Origin of the sequence: Bacillus sp. BD59S, assembly GCF_007363175.1 — a bacterium.
GTDB lineage: Bacteria > Bacillota > Bacilli > Bacillales > Bacillaceae_G > Bacillus_A > Bacillus_A pacificus.
The window spans coordinates 1,924,760-1,944,446 of record NZ_CP034686.1 but is presented as its reverse complement, the minus strand read 5'-3'; the positions used below and the strand labels follow the sequence as shown (position 1 = coordinate 1,944,446).

Annotated in this window: 10 protein-coding genes and 2 other annotated features; of the genes, 1 reads left to right on the top strand and 9 read right to left on the bottom strand. The window is 35.1% G+C overall.

Annotated features, from left to right (window positions below):
* Nucleotides 1-122: 122 nt before the first annotated feature.
* The 6 genes from essC to EKQ63_RS12040 all read right to left on the bottom strand — a co-directional run bounded on the left by essC (nucleotide 123) and on the right by EKQ63_RS12040 (nucleotide 9,359).
* Complete coding sequence (gene essC / locus EKQ63_RS12065) at nucleotides 123-4,130, bottom strand: type VII secretion protein EssC (RefSeq protein ID WP_143881072.1); 4,008 nt, start codon at nucleotides 4,128-4,130, stop codon at nucleotides 123-125.
* A 31-nt stretch (nucleotides 4,131-4,161) separates the two neighbouring features.
* Nucleotides 4,162-4,524, bottom strand: coding sequence for a ubiquitin family protein (locus tag EKQ63_RS12060; protein WP_143881071.1), 363 nt, complete (start codon nucleotides 4,522-4,524; stop codon nucleotides 4,162-4,164).
* Nucleotides 4,525-4,553: 29 nt separating this feature from the next.
* Nucleotides 4,554-5,327: a PP2C family serine/threonine-protein phosphatase gene (locus EKQ63_RS12055; protein WP_143881070.1), complete on the bottom strand. Its 774-nt coding sequence runs from the start codon at nucleotides 5,325-5,327 to the stop codon at nucleotides 4,554-4,556.
* 11 nt (nucleotides 5,328-5,338) lie between these two features.
* Entirely contained in the window at nucleotides 5,339-6,103 is a 765-nt protein-coding gene (locus EKQ63_RS12050) for a vWA domain-containing protein (protein ID WP_044792564.1), read from the bottom strand.
* Nucleotides 6,104-6,303: 200 nt separating this feature from the next.
* Nucleotides 6,304-7,590, bottom strand: a complete 1,287-nt coding sequence (gene aspS / locus EKQ63_RS12045) for an aspartate--tRNA(Asn) ligase (RefSeq protein ID WP_143881069.1) — start codon at nucleotides 7,588-7,590, stop codon at nucleotides 6,304-6,306.
* Nucleotides 7,591-7,695: 105 nt separating this feature from the next.
* Nucleotides 7,696-7,907, bottom strand: a binding site (T-box leader).
* 66 nt (nucleotides 7,908-7,973) lie between these two features.
* Nucleotides 7,974-9,359: a UDP-N-acetylmuramoyl-tripeptide--D-alanyl-D-alanine ligase gene (locus tag EKQ63_RS12040; RefSeq protein ID WP_143881068.1), complete on the bottom strand. Its 1,386-nt coding sequence runs from the start codon at nucleotides 9,357-9,359 to the stop codon at nucleotides 7,974-7,976.
* Nucleotides 9,360-9,422: 63 nt separating this feature from the next.
* On the opposite strand from EKQ63_RS12040, the gene EKQ63_RS12035 reads away from it, so the two are divergent.
* Entirely contained in the window at nucleotides 9,423-9,902 is a 480-nt protein-coding gene (locus tag EKQ63_RS12035) for a hypothetical protein (protein WP_074601317.1), read from the top strand.
* A gap of 107 nt (nucleotides 9,903-10,009) precedes the next feature.
* Here EKQ63_RS12035 and EKQ63_RS12030 read toward each other — a convergent pair whose 3' ends face one another.
* The 3 genes from EKQ63_RS12030 to EKQ63_RS12020 all read right to left on the bottom strand — a co-directional run bounded on the left by EKQ63_RS12030 (nucleotide 10,010) and on the right by EKQ63_RS12020 (nucleotide 19,660).
* The gene (locus tag EKQ63_RS12030; RefSeq protein WP_000482266.1) at nucleotides 10,010-11,521 is read right to left on the bottom strand and encodes a M36 family metallopeptidase; all 1,512 of its coding nucleotides are present in this window, start codon (nucleotides 11,519-11,521) and stop codon (nucleotides 10,010-10,012) included.
* 291 nt (nucleotides 11,522-11,812) lie between these two features.
* The gene (gene ileS / locus EKQ63_RS12025) at nucleotides 11,813-14,914 is read right to left on the bottom strand and encodes an isoleucine--tRNA ligase (RefSeq protein ID WP_143881067.1); all 3,102 of its coding nucleotides are present in this window, start codon (nucleotides 14,912-14,914) and stop codon (nucleotides 11,813-11,815) included.
* 53 nt (nucleotides 14,915-14,967) lie between these two features.
* Nucleotides 14,968-15,207, bottom strand: a binding site (T-box leader).
* A 250-nt stretch (nucleotides 15,208-15,457) separates the two neighbouring features.
* Nucleotides 15,458-19,660 (bottom strand): bacteriocin-processing peptidase family protein, encoded by a 4,203-nt coding sequence (locus tag EKQ63_RS12020; RefSeq protein WP_143881066.1) that lies wholly within the window; start codon nucleotides 19,658-19,660, stop codon nucleotides 15,458-15,460.
* Between the last annotated feature and the right edge of the window lie 27 nt (nucleotides 19,661-19,687).

Genomic DNA, 19,687 nt, shown 5'->3' with positions numbered 1-19,687 from the left:
TAATTTCCCCTTTCAAATCATAAATGATACAACAATTAGATTATAAACTATATTCATACAATTTTTAAAGGGTTAAATTACAAAAATATTCTATTTTATAGTAATTTAACCCTATTTTAATATTATTTCACTTTTAATTCAGACCATTTCAAACTAATTTTATCTGTCATCCTACGAAGTAAATGTAACGGTGTATATGCACATTTTATTTTTATTGGCTTTCTACGTATGCAATATCCATCCCCACTTAATAATTCTTGATCCATTTCAGTATGTGGCAGTTTCATATTAAAGAAATACACATCGTTATTTTGTGTCGTTCCCAATAAATAACCAATACTTCTCTTTCTAATTTCCGCAAACCATTTTTCATGAGAATAGCTATTTAAACTAGACGTTGTAGCAGCTGTCATAAAGTGAATCCCTTTATTTTTACAATTTTGGACTATTAGTTCCATTTTATTTTTCGCCTCATAATCAGTAGATAATATAGTTAACATTTGATCGATATCATCAATCGCAATGATTATTCTCTTATATGGAATCTCCACTGTTGCGTTTGGATCTATAGAAGGCATTATTGGTTCTCTATTATTTATTAGCTCTAACAATTCATCTAACATTTCTTTTAATTGCATACCATCTGTAACTTTCTTCTTCACATGAGGTAAATCTCCAAGGGCTAATAAGCCTGTAGGTCTTTCACCAAGGTCTACTAAGTATAGCTCAACCTTTTCAGGAGAGTATTGGTATGTAGTAGTGAATAGAAGTGTTTGTAATAACGATGTTTTTCCACCTTCTATTCTTCCTCCAATAAATATATGACTCATTTCATCTAAAGAAAAACTTTGCAAACGAATATCCTCTGTTTCTATACCTGCTGAAATATGAGCCCTTTCTAATTTTTCAATCATATGTTCTACAAATATTTCTTTAGGTACCATTGGAATCTCTTTTGCTTTTTCACCGCTCCATTCTCTATTCATTTTTTGAATAATTGTTTTTAATTGTTGAGAGTACTCAAGTTCACTTTCACCAATAAACGGCAATGCTGCTTGGAATAATTCCGGCGGTTGCCCTTTCATTAATCCACGGCCAACAGGAACTTCAATTAATGGGAATTTAGGTCTGCCTACTAAGTTATGGTATTCTGTTCCATCTTGCAATTCAAATGTAAGTGCCATCGGTATATTATTACGAACACGATCGAACATATCAATTGTTTGATTCAGAGAGAAATAGAAATAAACTCCGTATGTACTTGATTCACGCAATAATAATTCTAATACTTCATTTTCTTTCTCGAATTCATTTTTGAATCTTATATAACCATCTACCATTACTACTATAGCTGGTATTTTCTTTTCTACCATTCGGTTATACATAGAGAATGACTTTGCACCGATATTAGAAAAACTCTCTTTTCTATGCGTGATTTCCTTCTTTAAAAATCCAAATAGACGTTTCATTTTCTCATTTTCGCCTTCTTGTATAATCCCGCCTATATGAGGTAAGTCTCTAAAATCTAAGAACATTCGACCAAAATCAATAACATAGAAATTCACTTCTTCTGGTGTGTGCGATACAGCTAAGGACATAATAATTGTTTGCAACATCGTCGTTTTCCCTGTACCTGGCATACCATAAATATTTAAATGCCCTTCTTGTAAATCTAACTTCAGAGGAAATTGTGCTTGATTTGCAACATCATCAATTAATCCTACTGTTACTTGTAAATATTCTTTCGGTTTATTCCACTCAGCAATTGTCCAATTTTCCATAGCATAAAATTCTTTTAACAATAATTTTTCCGGTAATGGATCCAGCCAAGGTCCTGGTAATGCTTTAATATTTTCTTTTTCTGATACGCTCTGTACATATTGAATAAAAGCTTGTAATTGCTTTGGACTATTTGTCATTGGTTTTGGACGCTTTTTCACTTTTATTCTTTCACCGGAAAGCTTCACTTCTGTAAAGTCAACAATATCAAGAACTTTCTCTTCATCTGGATTATAAGGTGCTCCACTCCATGCAGATTGGAATAATTCCAATACTTCATTGCTACCAACTTGAAGATATCCTCGCCCTGGTACATTGATTTTAGATGCATCTGGAATCTTTAACATTTCACGACTATCCGCGTCATCTTGTACACGTAAACAAATTCGAAAACGTGAGTTACTCCAAATCTTGTCATTTACAACCCCTGAAGGTTTTTGAGTTGCTAATAATAAGTGAACTCCTAATGTCCTTCCTATTGCAGCGACACTAATTAGCTCGTCCATAAATTCTGGTTGTTCCTTTTTCATTTGAGCAAACTCATCAATAACAATAAATAAATGTGGTAAAGGTTCTTTTTCACGCCAGCTTGTTTCATAATATTCATCTAGATGCTGAACATTTCCAGCTTGAATGAATAATTTTTGTCTCCGTTCTAGTTCTGCCTTTAATGAAATTCTGGCACGCTCAATTAAGTTCGGGTTCTCTAAGTTCGTAATAGATGCAATAATATGCGGTAATCCCGCAAATGTGTTTGACATCCCACCACCTTTATAATCGATAAGCATAAATGCCATCTCATGAGGGTGATAGGTTGCTGCTAACGCTGCTATTATAGACTGAATTACTTCACTTTTTCCTGATCCTGTTGTACCAGCCATTAGACCGTGTGGACCATGCCCTTTTTTCTCTATTTTATCGTGGATATTTAGAAAAACAGGTTTACTTCCTTCTCTTACACCAATTGGAACCGGTAATGAAGTCGGATATCGATTTTCTTTCCATCTCTCTAGCACTTGTAGCTCTTCCATATTTTTAGCTTGAAACAAGTCTAAAAATGTTAATACTTTCGGAATGTTGGCTGCTGTAGAACTTTTCATTCGAATTGGAGCAATGCTTCGCGCTCCTAGTTCACATCGCTCGAATGAAAGTCGATCTACTTTAAAACTAGCACGCGTTGTTCCACTATTTTCAGCTGAACTTGAAAACGTTTCTACTAACTCACCATTTTCTCCATTTAAGCTTATTACAAGATCACATTCCATCGGTAAGCGTTCCTTTTGTTCCGCAAAAATAAATGTAGAAGCTCCTACACTTTCACCTTCTCTAAGTAACATTGGAGTTAAAGGATCATCTTCTAAAAACTCTCTCGCTGATAAGAAAAATACATACATCGGAATTAAAGGAACTTTTGCATCTGCTTGCGCAGAGGAATTATAGATTCTACGCATATTAAGTGGGGTAAATAGTACTTCAGCTAGTTTCTGTGCATCCTGTTGATTTTCAGATAAAAAGCGCATACTTCTCTGTTCATCCCATACGTGAGGAAGCCACCTCATCCAATCCCACTGCTTTTTCTCCTTCTCATGATAAAATGCTGCTATTTTCACTTCATTTGGTGCATGATGCGTCATAATTTGCGTCGTTACAATTCGAATAAAGTTTAGTCTATCTTCTTTATTTCCGACTACACCAATTACATCATTTTTTTTCAAAGAAATTGAAATATGTCCATTCGGTATCGTATTGAAATCCCTTTTCACATTTTGTGCTTCTGTAACTAATGGGTCTTCTTCATAACCTTTCTGCTCAGGCACCTTCAATTCTACAAGGAATGGTCTTTCTCCAGTTCCAATACGAATATCTAAAAAGTCCGGACTTTCAGGTGTTCTCTCCCATAAATTACTTTCCCGATTTTCAATTCTTTGTACACTTTTTAATGGACTTGGATTTTGTGTAATTAAATATTTTGCTTGTTCAACCTTTAACGTATCTAATTCCACTCGATGCTTTTGAATTTGCTCTAAATATCTTGTTTGTAATTGTTCAACCATTTGACGATGTTCTTTCTTTTTACGGAAATGCCCCATCGTTGTAATTATATATGATCCCAACATCGGAATACTTGAAACCATCATTAATGGCATATAACTTGCATTCATCTTCATAAATTTCATCATTACAAAATATAATACTAATGTTAAAACCGTCATCATTGCAGGCATTAACATTGTTTCAATTGAAAACTTCGGCTCCTCCGGTATATTCGGTGGATCATGAATAATAACATCCCCTGTTGGTATATCTACTTTCACACGCGGAGAGCGTTGAAAATACGGTGATTTTTGCACAAAACATTTCTCCTTCCCCATCCAAAAACTATTACTCAATGATTTTCCATACATAATCTTCTTCACTAGAAGACATATCTTGTTTAACAGGTTCATTATAAACTTCTTCTGCTGGCATCATTTCAAAAGAAGGGATAATTGCTCCTTTTTTATGTAGCATTACATATTGTCCATCCCACACATCATTATCGCGCAACGTTTCATCATTTCGAATAGAATGCCATTCTTCTTTATCTTTTGTCACTCTAATTTCATACATACCGCTCAATGTTTCATCTATTTTTTCATGATGTAAAATTGCTTCAATAATTTGTACCGCTTTTACGTCATTTGGAATTGCAATATCAATTTCTTCATTTGTCTGTTTTATGTATGTCACAATAATCTCTTCCACGTTTATTCACCTTTTTTCCATCGTGTTTATTACCAAGAAACATCTAAAAATGAAATATCATCGCTTGTCGGAGAGTTCTGTGCCCTCTCAATTTCTTTTAACACTTCCTCAACGTTATACTGCTTAAGCAGCGTAAGTCCGTCTGAGTGAATAACTATCCGATTCGCTTCTTGTCTAGATAATGTCTTTGAAAAAACCGCCAATTCCCCACCAATAATGCCTCGCCGTGTAGACCATCTTTTCTCTATATTTCTCTCAAACTTCATTACATTCGAACAATTCTCTTTATCTTGAAACAATTGTACAAAGGAATCGCCATGTGTAACTATCGTTATTTGTACTTTATCTTGATTTGGAATAAGTTCTATTTTCCCACCAATAAACATAGCTTCACTACCTTGTTTTCGCTTTTCCTCCAAGACATCGCGAAGTAACCACGGTGTTTGTTCTGGCAATCGAAATGCATTCACTTCCTCTGAAGCTTCTTCTATCCAATTATTTAACTGTTCATTTAATAATGTAGCAATATCCAGTCCACTTCCTTGACATGTATCAAACAAGTTTACTAACTTCATACCAAGAAATTCTGCAGCAATTTCACCATGAAAAGACAGCCCTACACCATCACATAACGCAAATATGAAACTAGTTCCATTATCTTGAAATGCTAGGAAGTCTTGTCCACCCTCATTTAAATCCTGCGTTTCCTTTGCTCTTACATAGCTATATCGATATGTAAAATGTTTCATTTTCTTTTCTTGCAATACCGTTTCTTTCTTTTGCGAGAGGATATATTTCACCATACTCCCCCCTCCTATCGAACCGGCGTTGCGGCAGACATTTGAAATCCAAGTGATACTAAGTCAGCATTTGTCCCAGGAAACATCATCACAGCACCATCTGCAATATGAAACCCATGTTCCGTCATCATCTCACGATAGCTTTGAGGGATAGGTGATGAAAGTCTTTGCAACTTTGCACCATATTCATCTGTAATCTCTGTATTTGGCATAATCCCTTCCCACTTCTTTATATTAGAAATTTGCTCTTGCATAATTTCATCTGAAATAAAAATATTTTCAATTAGTACGTTTCCATCAGGTACAGACATATTCATAATTCTTCGTACAATTAATTCTGGATCTTCACCAGTTGAAGCACCATCTGTCATATGACAAACAACAGGGGCTGGTCCATCTTGTAAATTTGGTAATTCCTTTTGCAATAACTTCTCCACTACAGAGAAAGCTTTTGCTGTATCAGTTAAACGATGCGTTTGAATTTTTTCTAATGGGCGCAGTCTTGCTACCTCATCTATTGTTTTCACACCACCCAATAAATCAAAAACATGATCGCTATAGGCTAAAATAGATAACTTATACCTTGGAAGCAGGCGACTACCTTTTGTTGAACGAAATACCATTTGGCGAATCGCTAAAGAAAGAGCATCCGTTACAATATCAATTCTTCTTTTTTCTTCTCCTCCTGCATCCATCATTTGGTTCATTGATGCGCTTACATCAAGAAGATAAATTATATAAGCTGGTGTTTGTTGTGTTGCTTGAGTTTGATATAACATGTTTCATACCCTTCCATACATTATTATATGAACTTTTTTTATATTCATATTTCATTATAACTTATGAATTTTCTTTTTCTCAATTCATTATAAAATGTTCTTAATATAATTTACATATTTTCACACAAAAAATATTATTATTCTCTTCCACTTTTATTAAAATGCAAAGTACCCTTCTATACTATAGAAGGGTACTCATGTTATGGTATAAGACGCGTACAATCTCTTGGAAAAGCACTCGCTTCTCTCACATTCGATAATTCTAAAAATTTATATACAACTCTCTCTAATCCAATTCCAAAACCACCGTGCGGGGGACAACCGTATCGGAATGTATTTAAATAAGATTGAAATTTATCTGGATGTAATCCTTTTTCTTTAAAGGAAGTTAGTAACATTTCATAATTATGAATTCGCTGTGCCCCTGATGTTATTTCTAATCCTTTATATAGTAAGTCGAACGAATCAGTAATAGATGGATTCTCGTTATTCGGCATCGTATACATCGGTCTCGCTTCTTTCGGATAATGTGTAATGAAAACAAATTCACTCTTATATGTTTCCTTCACATATTTCCCTAGTAACTTCTCACCTTCTGTATCTAAATCCCCAATTGGCGATTCTTTCCGATACTTAATTTTCAAAATTTCTTGTGCTTGTAACAATGTAATTTTCGGTATTTCTGTAATAACAGGTACTTCTATTTGTAATAGTTGTAGTTCTTTCTCACAGTTTTTTGCTACTTGTTGAAACATATATCGTAATACATCCGTTTCTAATTGCATCACTTCATGAAAATCATTTATAAAGCCAATCTCTACGTCTAACGATATATATTCATTTAAATGACGGGAAGAATTGTGATGTTCCGCTCTATATACAGGCGCAATTTCAAACACACGTTCTAATCCTCCCGCTACCATCATTTGCTTATAAAACTGTGGTGATTGAGCTAAATACGCTTCTTTTTGGAAGTATGGCAACTTAAAAACATTTGCTCCTCCTTCTGCTCCTTGCGAAACAATTTTTGGAGTAAATATACGTGTGAAATCGTTCTCTATAAGGAATTCACTAAAGCTCTGGACGAGCGTAGATTTCACTTTAAATATAGCCGCGGTTCGCTCATGTCTTAATGATAATACCCGTTCATTCAGTAGTTGATCTAAGCCAACTTGTAACTTCTTTTTATTTATTTCAAATGGAAGTGGTTCTGCACCATTTAATATTTTCACTTCGTGAGCAAGCACTTCAATCCCTAATTCTGTTTTCGAAGTCTCTACTATTTGGCCTACGACTTGAACAACACTCTCCACATCTACTTTAAATCCAGCTAGCTCGTTTTCTAATACGCATTGCATAACCCCTGATCGATCCCTTATTAATAAAAAACTAACATTACCTAGATGACGAATCTTTTTTACCCATCCTTGAAGTAATACAACTTTTCCGCTTTGCTTTGTACATTCTTTTGTGAGTGAACGCTTCATTACATTTCCCTCCAGTAAATTTATATTTATTTACGTTATTGTTATCATCGTCATCATCCACGGTCACTCACCTCCCTTCAAAGAATACAAAAATCCGCCCCTATAAATAGGGACGGATTTTTCCGCGGTACCACCCAAATTGTCATAATGACCATCTTAGCCCTGATAACGGTAGGTACCGTTTGCTTTTACTAATTATCACGTTCAAAGCAACACTCACAGGTGTCTTTCCATCATGCGGTATCGCAATCTTCTCAGCAACCGATTGCTCTCTGTAGACCTTTGCATCATGTACTTTTCCTGATCATCACTTTTTATATTTACAGAGTATTCTATCTCTTTGTTTTATAAAACGCAAGTCTTTTTAAATATATTTTGATTTTTCAAATCCACTTTTGTACAATCTCCTCTAAAGCCATTCCACGTGAGCCTTTTAATAATACAACATCATTTTGCGTTATAATTTTTAATACTTCCTCTGCTATCTTGGCTTTGTTATTAAATGACCGTACTTTTCCTATAGCATATTTCTTACTTGCTTCTTCCGCTACAATTTCAGCTAACTCTCCATAAGTAAATACATATTGAATGCTCTCTTCATTTAACATTTTACCAATTTCTCTATGATATGTTTTAGCATTCTTTCCTAACTCCAACATATCCCCAATCACTATCATTTTTTTCTCATAGGCATTTAATTTCTGTAACGTTTCAATTGCAGCCTTCATTGAGGAGGGACTTGCATTCCATGCATCGTTAATAATTGTAAAACCTGTTTTAGCGGTTAAAAACTGAAAGCGCATTTGTGTAATATTTATTTGCTGCAATGCTTCTTGTATCTTTTCTATAGGGACATTGTAAAATTCCCCTACAGCAATTCCAACGATCGCATTTAAAATATTATGCTTTCCATGTAAAGGAACATCATACTTCACTTTTGTTGAATCATTTAATTTAAAGTGAACACCATATTCATCTAATTGTACACTATTGGGATACAAATCATTTGTGTCTTTTTCACCAAACGATTTACATTCTATACCTAACATATTATTATTTCGAGAAAGTAATGGCTCATCACCATTATACAGAAACAGTCCATCGTCATTTAATCCATCTACAATTTCAAATTTAGCCTTCGCAATCTCTTCCCGTGACCCAAGCGTTTCTAAGTGTGACTGTCCAATCATTGTAATGATCGCTACATCTGGCTGTGCTATTCGTGATAAATTTCGAATTTGTCCTTTTTCACTCATTCCCATCTCAAGTATTAAAAACTCTGTATCTCGTTTCATCTCTAAAATTGTTAACGGTAAACCGATTTGACTATTAAAATTACCTTTTGTTTTATGCACTTTATAAGTTGAACTTAAAATGCTTCCTATTATATCTTTTACCGTAGTCTTGCCATTACTACCTGTAATTCCGATTACTTTTACATTTATCCCTCTTCGATAAAATTGTGCCAATTGTTGCAAAGCAAACAAAGTGTCATCTACAAATATAATTGGAATCCCTTTTGGCGGAGTACCGTAAGACTTTTTCCATAAGGAAGCGACAGCTCCATTATCCATTGCCTCTTTCACATACTCATGCCCATCTTTCACCCTAATGATTGGAACGAATACATTTCCTTCTTTCATATTTTTGGAATCTATGCAGACACCATGCATCTCTATAAGATGAAACGATTTTTGTAATCCTTCTCCATTTACTACTTCTTCAAGTTTTTTCAAATTCATTTGAATCAAAGTATCACCTTTTTCCATTGAATTACATATTTACTGTTTTATTTACAAATATTAATAAAAATTTTATAGCGAGGTGTGTATATGCAAAAAGCGATTAGTTTCTTTCTCCTATTGTTTTGCCTAATTGTAGTAAACGAAACGTACGCCTATTCACCAAAATCTTTACCAATCTCTCAAAACACTGATCAATGGCAAGTGAATATTGATAAACCGAAAAAAACAAACAAGAATATGCTTCAAGCTAAAAAAGATGAATTTCAAACGTATCAATTTTCAGTGAAAAATGTTGGAAACAGTGAAGTATATAACGTACATGTCGAAGTGTTCCGCAACGAGCCAAAAACAAAAACGAAATATGAACTCTTTTCCCTAAAGGAAAGCCGTTTAGCAAGTGGAAAAACTGGATTTGAACATGCTAATTTTCCAGTTGCTACAAAAGCGGATGAAGTTGATGTAATTATTACTTGGCAAGAACACCCTTTCCGCTCCATGCGAAATGGTCAAAAAGTGGAGTCTAGAAAATTTAAAGAGCATTTTGTTTTTAAAGACGAAAAAAAATAAATGAAATGCGAATAAATTCACATTATCATTCATATAGCTTACTTTACTAGTACCAGTTCTAAGGCAAATTAAAAAGTCGTGGCTTATACATGCCACGACTTTTTATATTAATTCGTACTAATTCCTCTCGCTGCCCAAATACGATCGATATCAGCGGCATGTTGTCCGCCATATAAAAGAGCATCCGCTTGCTTAATTGCTTTTGCTCCATCACTGAATTTAGAGTTTGGTGTTAACGACCAGTGCGATTGTAAAATAATTTTCGTTGCAACATCACGACCAAATGCTTGCGCCATCTCATATTGTCCTTGAGCCCAAATTTCTCCATCATCATGTACTTCATTCGTAATATCTTTCGGATACACTTTATTATTATCTAATCGGCGTAAGCACGTTGGATCTGAACTAGAATAAGCAGTCGCATCCCATTCTCCAACACATGCTTTTCCGTAGCCTGTTGTCGATACTGCATCTTCATACGTAGCACCTAAGAAATCACCAAATCCTTCTCCCATCGCTCCGCCTTCTGCAGAACTACCGAAGCCAGGAACTTGGTTATCTTGAATTGAATGCCCATATTCATGTGCGATAATACCTGCATCTTCTGCATCATCTACTCCGCCAGTACCAAAGGTTAAAGCTTTCGTTGTCGGAGAATAAAATGAGTTGTCCGCCGTTGTTCCATTCACATTCACTTTAATAGAGCGATTATTAATATTTTTAAAACCTAGACTTTGAATGTAACGTTGTAAAGTATCAATATGATAATACGACATCACATCTTCAAAGCTATCATTTGCACGTGTATAGTTAAATTGTAAGTTTGTAGATTTCGTTTTTGCTTTTGAGGAAATCGTTACATACTCTCCAATTAAAAATCCTGTCCCATCTAAACCTTTTAACGTAACAGTCTTTAATTGGTTCGTTAATGCTGTTGAATCTGCATCATTGTTATCTTTTAAACCTACTTTACTACCGCTAGATACGACTGGATTAGGTAAAAATACTTTTCCTGATCCTTCTGCTTTACGGTTTATATCAACTTTTTTAATTAACTTTCCATTTTCTGCATCAATAAATGTTTCCCATGCACCAAACGGATTATTAGAATGGACTACAACTTTGTATACTGGACGAGCAATTCCCTCTTCAACAATATATCCAAATTCTTTCTCTGTAGGAGCCCATAAGTTTTGTTCACTTACTTCTCCAACATACGCCATTGATTTTTGTATTGCATCTTTTTCACTAATTTTTGTAGTAGCTTCCTTCACACCTTTAACAGATTGATAATCAGAAACAGCAAGTACTCCCTTTCCCTCTCCGTTAAGAGTAACTGTAATTTGTTTCGAAAATACAGGCGCACCATTCACAACTTGTTGGAATCTAACATATGAAGCTACTGACGTTTCTGTTGTAGAAATATATTGTAAGTCTGAAAGGTCTGCTTTTAATCCATACTGCGCAGCATTTTCTTTTAAATATTCTGTTGCTTTTTTCTGCGGCGAATAAGCTTCTAGCTTTACTTGCTGTTGTTTTTCCAATGCCGAAACTGTAGAAATTGTCCCCATTACTAACGGCACAGTCATTGCCATTGCCACCATTTTTTTATTAAACATAGAACCACTCCCCCTAATAAAGTAGCTCAACCTTATCCCATTACCACTAGGCAATCATTCCCCACAAAATGGGGGGATAAAAATTGAATCTACGAGTAATTCTCTATGAACATTTCTATTACCTTTCCATTTAGGGTGAGTGAAATTTTCTCAATATTTATGTGTAAAGTGAAAACAATACTTTAGAAAGAAATTTTCTTGAGGTCCTATCGAATCGATTATGAAAAAATTAGCCGGATAAATATCTATCATACAAAAAAGGAAGTTGGAATGATTCCAACTTCCTTTTCTTTACTTAGTCGCGCTTAATTTAATACGAACTTTCGTCTCACCTAAAGATAGTTCATCATCTTCATTCGTTAAGTGACCAAATGTAAATTGTTTAACGAGTAAGTTTTCTTCCAACAACTCTTTATGATTCGTTAACGTTTGCTGCAGTTCTTCCTCTGTATCAAGAATTACATCTACTCGTAAATTAACAGGTAAATTCAGCTGCTTACGATATTCTTGAACGGCGCGAATGAATTCACGTGCTACCCCTTCTTGTAGCAATTCTTCCGTTACATTCGTATCTAACATTACTGTATATTGTCCGTTAGTTGTATTAGAAAATCCTGATTTCGCAACTTTCTCTACTACTACATCTTCAGCTGTTACCACTACTTCTTCTCCTAATGCACCTTCGTAAACTGCTCTTTCTGTAGAGACAAAGTTTTGTACCTCGTCTTGTGATAATTGTTTTAGCCAGCCATTTACTGCATTCACATTTTTACCGAACTTCGGCCCAGCCGTTTTAAAATTCAGCTTTAATTGATAGGACGTGTATTTCGTTTCATCAAGTTCAACATGGAACGCCTTCACATTTAACTCATCCATGACGATATCACGATAAGATTCCCAATCCATATCATTTTCATTATGCTCAAGTAATACAAGTTCCGCTAACGGCTGTTTTACTTTTAAAGAATGCTGATTACGATTACTTCTTCCAAGTTCAACAACTTGTAAAACTGCATCCATTTCCGCTTCTAATTTCGGCTGAAGTAGTGATTCATTTACAACTGGATAATCCTCTAAATGAACGCTACTTCCAGTTAAATTCAAATGAATATCTTCAGCGACAAACGGTGTAAATGGTGCAATTAATTTACTAATTGTCACAAGCACTTCATGAAGTGTCTCATACGCAGCTGCTTTTTCAGCATTCATACCAGACTCCCAGAAACGATTACGTGATCGTCTTACGTACCAGTTACTTACTTCATCTACAAGCGTCGCGATTTCACGAGCTGCATTCGTAAATTGATAATCATCAAGTGCAGTTCTCACTTTTTTCGTTGTGCTATGCAATCTTGATAATGCCCATTCATCCAATTTCGTCCGCTTTACGTCATACGTTTCGTTCGGATTATACTCATCTAAATTTGCATATAAAACGTAGAAGCTATACACATTGACTAATGTATCTACAAATTTAGATTTTGCTTCTAATACTGTTCTTTCAGAAAAACGCTTCGCATTCCACGGAGCACTGTCAACGAGTAAAGCCCATCTTAAAGCATCTGCACCAAACTTCTCTACTAAATCAACTGGATCTAGTGCATTCCCTTTACTTTTAGACATTTTCCGTCCTTCTTCGTCTAATACATGCCCTAATGATAACACTCGTTTATACGGTACTTTTCCCGTATATAGTGCTGATACAGCTAATAAACTATAAAACCAGCCGCGTGTTTGATCAATTCCTTCTGCAATTACATCTGCTGGAAACTGTTCTTCAAATAACTCTTTATTTTCAAACGGATAATGATATTGCGCAAATGGCATCGAACCACTATCAAACCAAACATCAATTACTTCTGGTGTACGCTTCATTGTACTTCCGCATTTTTCGCAGCAAACTTGCACTTCATCTACATACGGCTTATGCAATTCTAAATCTTTAGGTGTTTCTTTCGTACTATGCTTTCTTAAATCAGCAATACTTTTCGGAGAGAATTGATGATCGCAACTTTCACATTCCCATACGTTTAATGGTGTTCCCCAATATCTATTTCGGCTAATATTCCAGTCCACCATGTTTTCTAAAAACTTACCAAATCGTCCATTTTTCATATGATCTGGATACCAAGTAACAGTATCGTTATTTTGTAAAAATGTATCTTTAATTGCAGTCGTGCGGATTAACCAGCTCTCTCCTGCATAATAAAGAAGTGGTGAATCACAGCGCCAACAATGTGGGTAACTATGTTCATACTTTTCTTTATGGTAAAGTAAATCTTCCTTCGCTAAATAACGAACGATATCTACGTCACAATCTTTAACAAATTTCCCTTTCAAAAATGGTACTGCCTCTGTATACTCACCTTTCTCATCTACAACATGTAAGAATGACAATCCTTCACTTTGAACGACTCTATAATCATCCTCTCCGTATGCTGGAGCAATATGAACAAGTCCTGTACCACTATCTGCCGTTACAAAATCTGCTCCGATAACGCGGTAACCATTTGTAACTTCTTTCATTGGAAACGGTGCTGTGTAAGAAGTATTTAATAATTCTTCTCCTTTATGAACAGATAATACTTCATAGTTTTCTTTTAATACATTTTGTACACGTTCTTTCGCAACAATGTATACATGACCTTCTTGTTTCGCTTTCACGTATTCCATATTTGGATGTACAGCGAGTGCAACATTTGCTGGAAGTGTCCAAGGTGTTGTCGTCCAACCTAGGAAGTATTCATTGTCACTATCTTTCACTTTAAACTTAACTGTTGCACTTAAATCTTTTACTGTTTGATACCCTTGGGCAACCTCATGTGAACTTAGTGAAGTTTGACAACTTGGGCAATATGGTGAAACTCTATGCCCTTTATACAATAAACCTTTTTCATGAATCGTCCCTAAAATATGCCATACACTTTCGATATATGGATTCTCTAACGTAACGTATGGATCATCCATGTCTACCCAATAACCGATACTTTCAGTGAATTCACGCCACTGCTTCTCATATGTGAATACACTCTCTTTACACTTCTTAATAAATGGTTCAATTCCATACTCTTCGATTTCATGTTTACCAGAAATACCGAGTTGCTTCTCAACACCTAATTCTACAGGTAAACCGTGTGTATCCCATCCCGCTTTTCTTAATACTTTATAACCAGCCATCGTTTTATATCTTGCTACTACATCTTTAATTGTTCGTCCAAGCGCATGACCTACATGCGGTAATCCATTCGCCGTTGGTGGTCCTTCATAAAAAACAAACGATTGTGCGCCTTCTCGATTCTGAATTGATTGCTCGAAAATACTTTGCTCGTTCCACTGCTTACGAATACGTGTTTCTCTCCCTACAGCTGACTCTTTTACATCTACTTTCTTCATCTACAATCACTCCTTTTTATGTTTTAAAGCACACAAAAAACCCGTCCCTATGAAGTAGGGACGGGTTTAACCGCGTTACCACCCTAATTCTATTAGCTCTTCGCTAATAGCACTTAGCAACGTACTATCATACGTGTTCTTTGTAACGGTAGACATCCGTCCGGGCTTACTTACTTTCAGCCTCGGCTCCTCGGAGATGATTTTCAAATAACGTCTGCACACCGGCTTTCAGCAACATACCGGCTCTCTGGGGAACAGTACACTATTTTACTCTTTCTCGTCTTCAGATTTGTATACTTTGTTAAAAGTTATTTTATGCCATCAGGCGATGAATTGTCAACTAATTCAAAATATATTTTATCCCGCTTTAATGGGCAGTAAGACCCCCACCTCAAAATTCAGCGAAAGCAAAGAAGTTAGGTGGGGGGCGGGCTGCCCATTAAAGTCCGATTGGTGAGGGCTGATAATCAGTGGGGGATGAAGAAAACCCCCACTGATTAAAGTTTCACTTTATTTATATCCTTTTTCATTCTTCTTATACAATTACTTTTCAAATTCTCGCAATACTGCTAAATTTTCATTATCCTCGATAAGTTCAGCAAAAAATCCTGACTCATCCTCACGAAGTACAATTTCAAGCTCTTCCTTCGCCTCTTCATTTCTGTTTAACTGCGCTAAATAACAAGCACGATCGTATCTCGCTAACAAATCACTCGCATCCATTGTTAATACTTCATTTGTTATTTTTTCTGCCTTTATCGTTTGGCCAGCACCATGATATGAAGATGCTAAAGAAAGAAGAATTGCTGTTTCATTCGGATGATGTATAGCGGCATTTTCTAATACATGAATTGCCTCTTCAAACCTCTCTTGACTTTGATATATTTCTCCTAAAGCAAGAAATGCTCTACTTACAAATGGTGTTTGCTCCGTTAATTGTAAGGTAATCTTTTCTGCCCTTCTTTCTTCCCCCGCTTTAAACAATACTTGTGCTTGCAGAAGAAGAGTATCATAATCATCTGGTAACTCTCGAACCATTTGCTTCGTTACTTCCGAAGCATCCCTTATCATATCCTCTTCCTCGTACTCTATGAAAAGATTTACAAGTTGCTTCGCTACATCATAATCCCATTTATTTTCTAACGATGTTTGCAATACACCTATTGCCTCTTTATTCATCGTCACATTCTCGTAAAATAGCGCAAATCGCTGCGCTGCCATACTATTTTTCGGATTTAACTGTAACGAAATTTCATATAAATCAATGATCGTAGTAATAATAGAAATTTCTTTCGCACGGTTTTTCATGCGATAAAAAGCTCTTGTAATTATAGATTTCTTCGGCTGTTCATTTTGTTGACGTTCAATCCATCTTTCTGTAACCGCAGATGCAGCATACATAAACGCCATACTTCTGTCTGCCTTTTTTACTTTTAATATATGAAGAAAATCTCGTATGTTAGACCATTTCTTATGTTGTTCTATCGCTTTTACATATACATCAAATATACGTTCATTATTCACATCTTTTTGTATCACTTTCATCGCAATTTCAATTGCTTTTGCATTTCTATTTTTCACTAATACTTTTGCATAATGATATAAAACTTCTGTATGCTCGCCATCTAATCGTAGTGCCTCTTCAATCTGTACTTGTTCTTTATCTAGTGCATTCATTGCTCCATACACATATGCAATCGCATCTAATCGCCATATTTCAGGTACTTCGTCCGCTAATTGTTCTAGTTCAGCCAGCAATTCTTCCTGGAGATTCATTTCTACTGAAAGCTGTGCCAAATATTCCATATTAATATGCAACGGCTCTTCTTTCATCGCCTGAACCATATGACTTTGTTCTTTAGAACGATTTTCTTCTTTTTCATATATTTCCGCAAGCTGTAAATGTACACCGACGAAATTCCCATCAAGTTCTAAACATGTTTCATACGCTTGTTTTGCTTCTGACAACTGCCCTAATGCCATAAGTGTTTCACCAATTCGGTAATACGGTAATGCCGTTTCCTTTTGTTCTATCGCCCTTTTATATCTTTTCATCGCTTGGCCATACTGTCCAATAGATTCATATAAAATACCTGTATAACAACCGTATTCACTTACTTCATTTCTTTCTTTGTCTAATGTTCTTAAGAATGCTATACCTCGCTGCACAAATACCGTTCCTTTAATTCGATTCACATATTCATCTAACGCGCTTGCTACATTATATTCGCTCTGTTTTATACCACTCTCTAACTTAGACAATGCTACTTTAAACCCTTCTTCACTTCCACCAAGTTCAACTTCAGCATCCCATAAAACCATTCCTGCATTCATAAGAAAATCTTGGCTCTTTTCAATTTGTTTTTCAATGCCGACAATATACTCTTTTGCTTCCTTATATTGTTCTCTTGCCATATAAACTTGCGTAAGTCCAAAGTGAGAATAAACATCATCATGATTTTCTTCTAAAGCACGAGTATACAGCAATTCTGCTTCTTCCAGGCTATCATTTTGAAAATGATAGTCACCCAGTTTTACATATAGAGGTGCCTTCTCATCACAATTCTCAATACCTTTTAATAAAATTTCTTTCGTACTTTCCTCATCCTTCAAATCAGACTCGTATATTTCCGAAAGTTTCGTATAAATGTAAGGTGCATTACTATCCAAATGAATCGCTACTTTAAGCCCTTTTATTGCTAAATATAATTTCCCTAAATGATGTGCACATCTCGCTCGCTCATACCATACATGTGCTTCATTTTTATACTCTCTTAACAGATCGTTAAAGATTTCATACGCTTCTTCATATCTTTCTAAATCTATCAATATTAACCCGTGATTCGTTAAAGTAAATCTTTCTGGACTACGTTCTAAAGCAACTTGAGAAAACTGAAATGCCTTATCAGATTGATCGATATACATATATGATAACGCAAGGAAACTCCAAGCAATCGGCTGATCTGCGTCTAATTGTAATGAGGAACGAAAACTTGAAATCGCTTCTATATAACTTTCCTGTTCAAAAGCATATCTTCCTTTTATTAAATGATATAAAGCACGATTATTTTTCTTCTCAACACTCGCAAGCATTTGTGCAGCTTTTTCTAATTCTTCCAGGCGAATAAAGCACTGCGCACCATGTAATTTAACAAAGTCCGAGTTTGGAAACTTCTCCATTAACTTATCGATACAATATAAAATAAATTCTTTATCTACTTCAACATCTAAATGCTTAACTGTATATAACCACGTATTCGGATTATCACTTGTTTCTTTTAAAAACTGTACTAACTTATGAATCCCTTCTTTATCGTGTTCATCTAAATGATCCGTTAAAGAAAAAATGGATTTGAAATAAGTATTTTCTTCTTCATTTAAAAATGATAGTTGTTCCTTCTTTTCTTTCGGAACAAATGTAATCGCTAAACAACCTGTATAACGATATTTTTCTTGTAACTTACTATATTCCACAATAACTGGTTCGATAAAGTTCGGATCTTGAACATAAAAAGCTTGCAATGTATCATCATATCCAGCTAGTACTTGTACATGTGACGCATGCTCAATATCTATACTTAATAAAACGGGAATCCCCTGATCTAACAGTCTCTTATAATTTTCTACATTCCCTTTAAAATAACGATATTCATAACCTAATTCTTCTAAATAAGAAACAGTGTCTGAAAACTTCGAGCCTGTCATATCAAAAATAAACTCTGCTATTTCATCTTGTGTACGTTTTTCTCCCCATAACTGCAACATCATTTCTAAACTTGTCGGAACACAATAATTATCCTTTTGTACAATCGGAACGATCGGTAAGTGAACCTTTTGGCCATCTGGATTTTTTTCTAAATTATGATATAAAGACTCTTTTAAACTTTTTTCTTCTTTTAATACCTGTTGTAATTCTGCAAGTTTATTCATTTTGTAAAGCGCTTCTGCACGTAAATGTACAAAGTAAGTTTTATACGCATGATAAGGAAGCTGATTATTTATGTTATCTATTACCGCTAACATCTCTTCATACTTCCTTAAATCTAATAAATATTTCACCTTTTCAAAATGAAAATATGGTACTTGCGGGAACTTTACAATCGCATCATCAATTAGCTGTAATGCACGTTTTTGTTCTCCTTGATTCGCATATAACTGTGATAATAAATAGGTAGATAGCTCTTCACAATCTTTATGCTGCATGCCAGCTACAAATTGTTCTTCTGCTTTCTCCCATTCACCTGTATGCATATAGACGTAGCCCCATTTATCAAAAACGGCACGTGCACTGTACTCCTCTGCCTTTTGCATATAGATTAAGGCTTCTTCATTTCGTTTCATTTCCAACAAACATCGTACTAACGTAAAATATGTTTTTGCTAAAAGATCAACTTCTATTTCTTCCTTATTTACCTCTTCTAATGAGTCTTTTAACAACTGTTCTACTTCAAGTATTTTCCGCTCATCAATTAACTCATCACAATATAAAGAGAGCGTTCTCATATTTGGGAATTTTTTATAGGCGTAGCGAATGAGGAATGAACTGTATTGGTGCATAAGCCCTTCATCGGTAAGACGTATTAATATGTCAAACTCCTTATGTGAAGGAACATTAGCAAGCCAATTCTTCAAATAAGATAAAGTATTCTTTTCTTTTATATATGAAATTTCATTATTTATTTCCTGTAATCCATCTATAAATCTCTTGTCTTTCAAACAAGCATCTAACTGCTTAAAATCTAGCATGTATTCACCTCGAATATTTATTTGCAC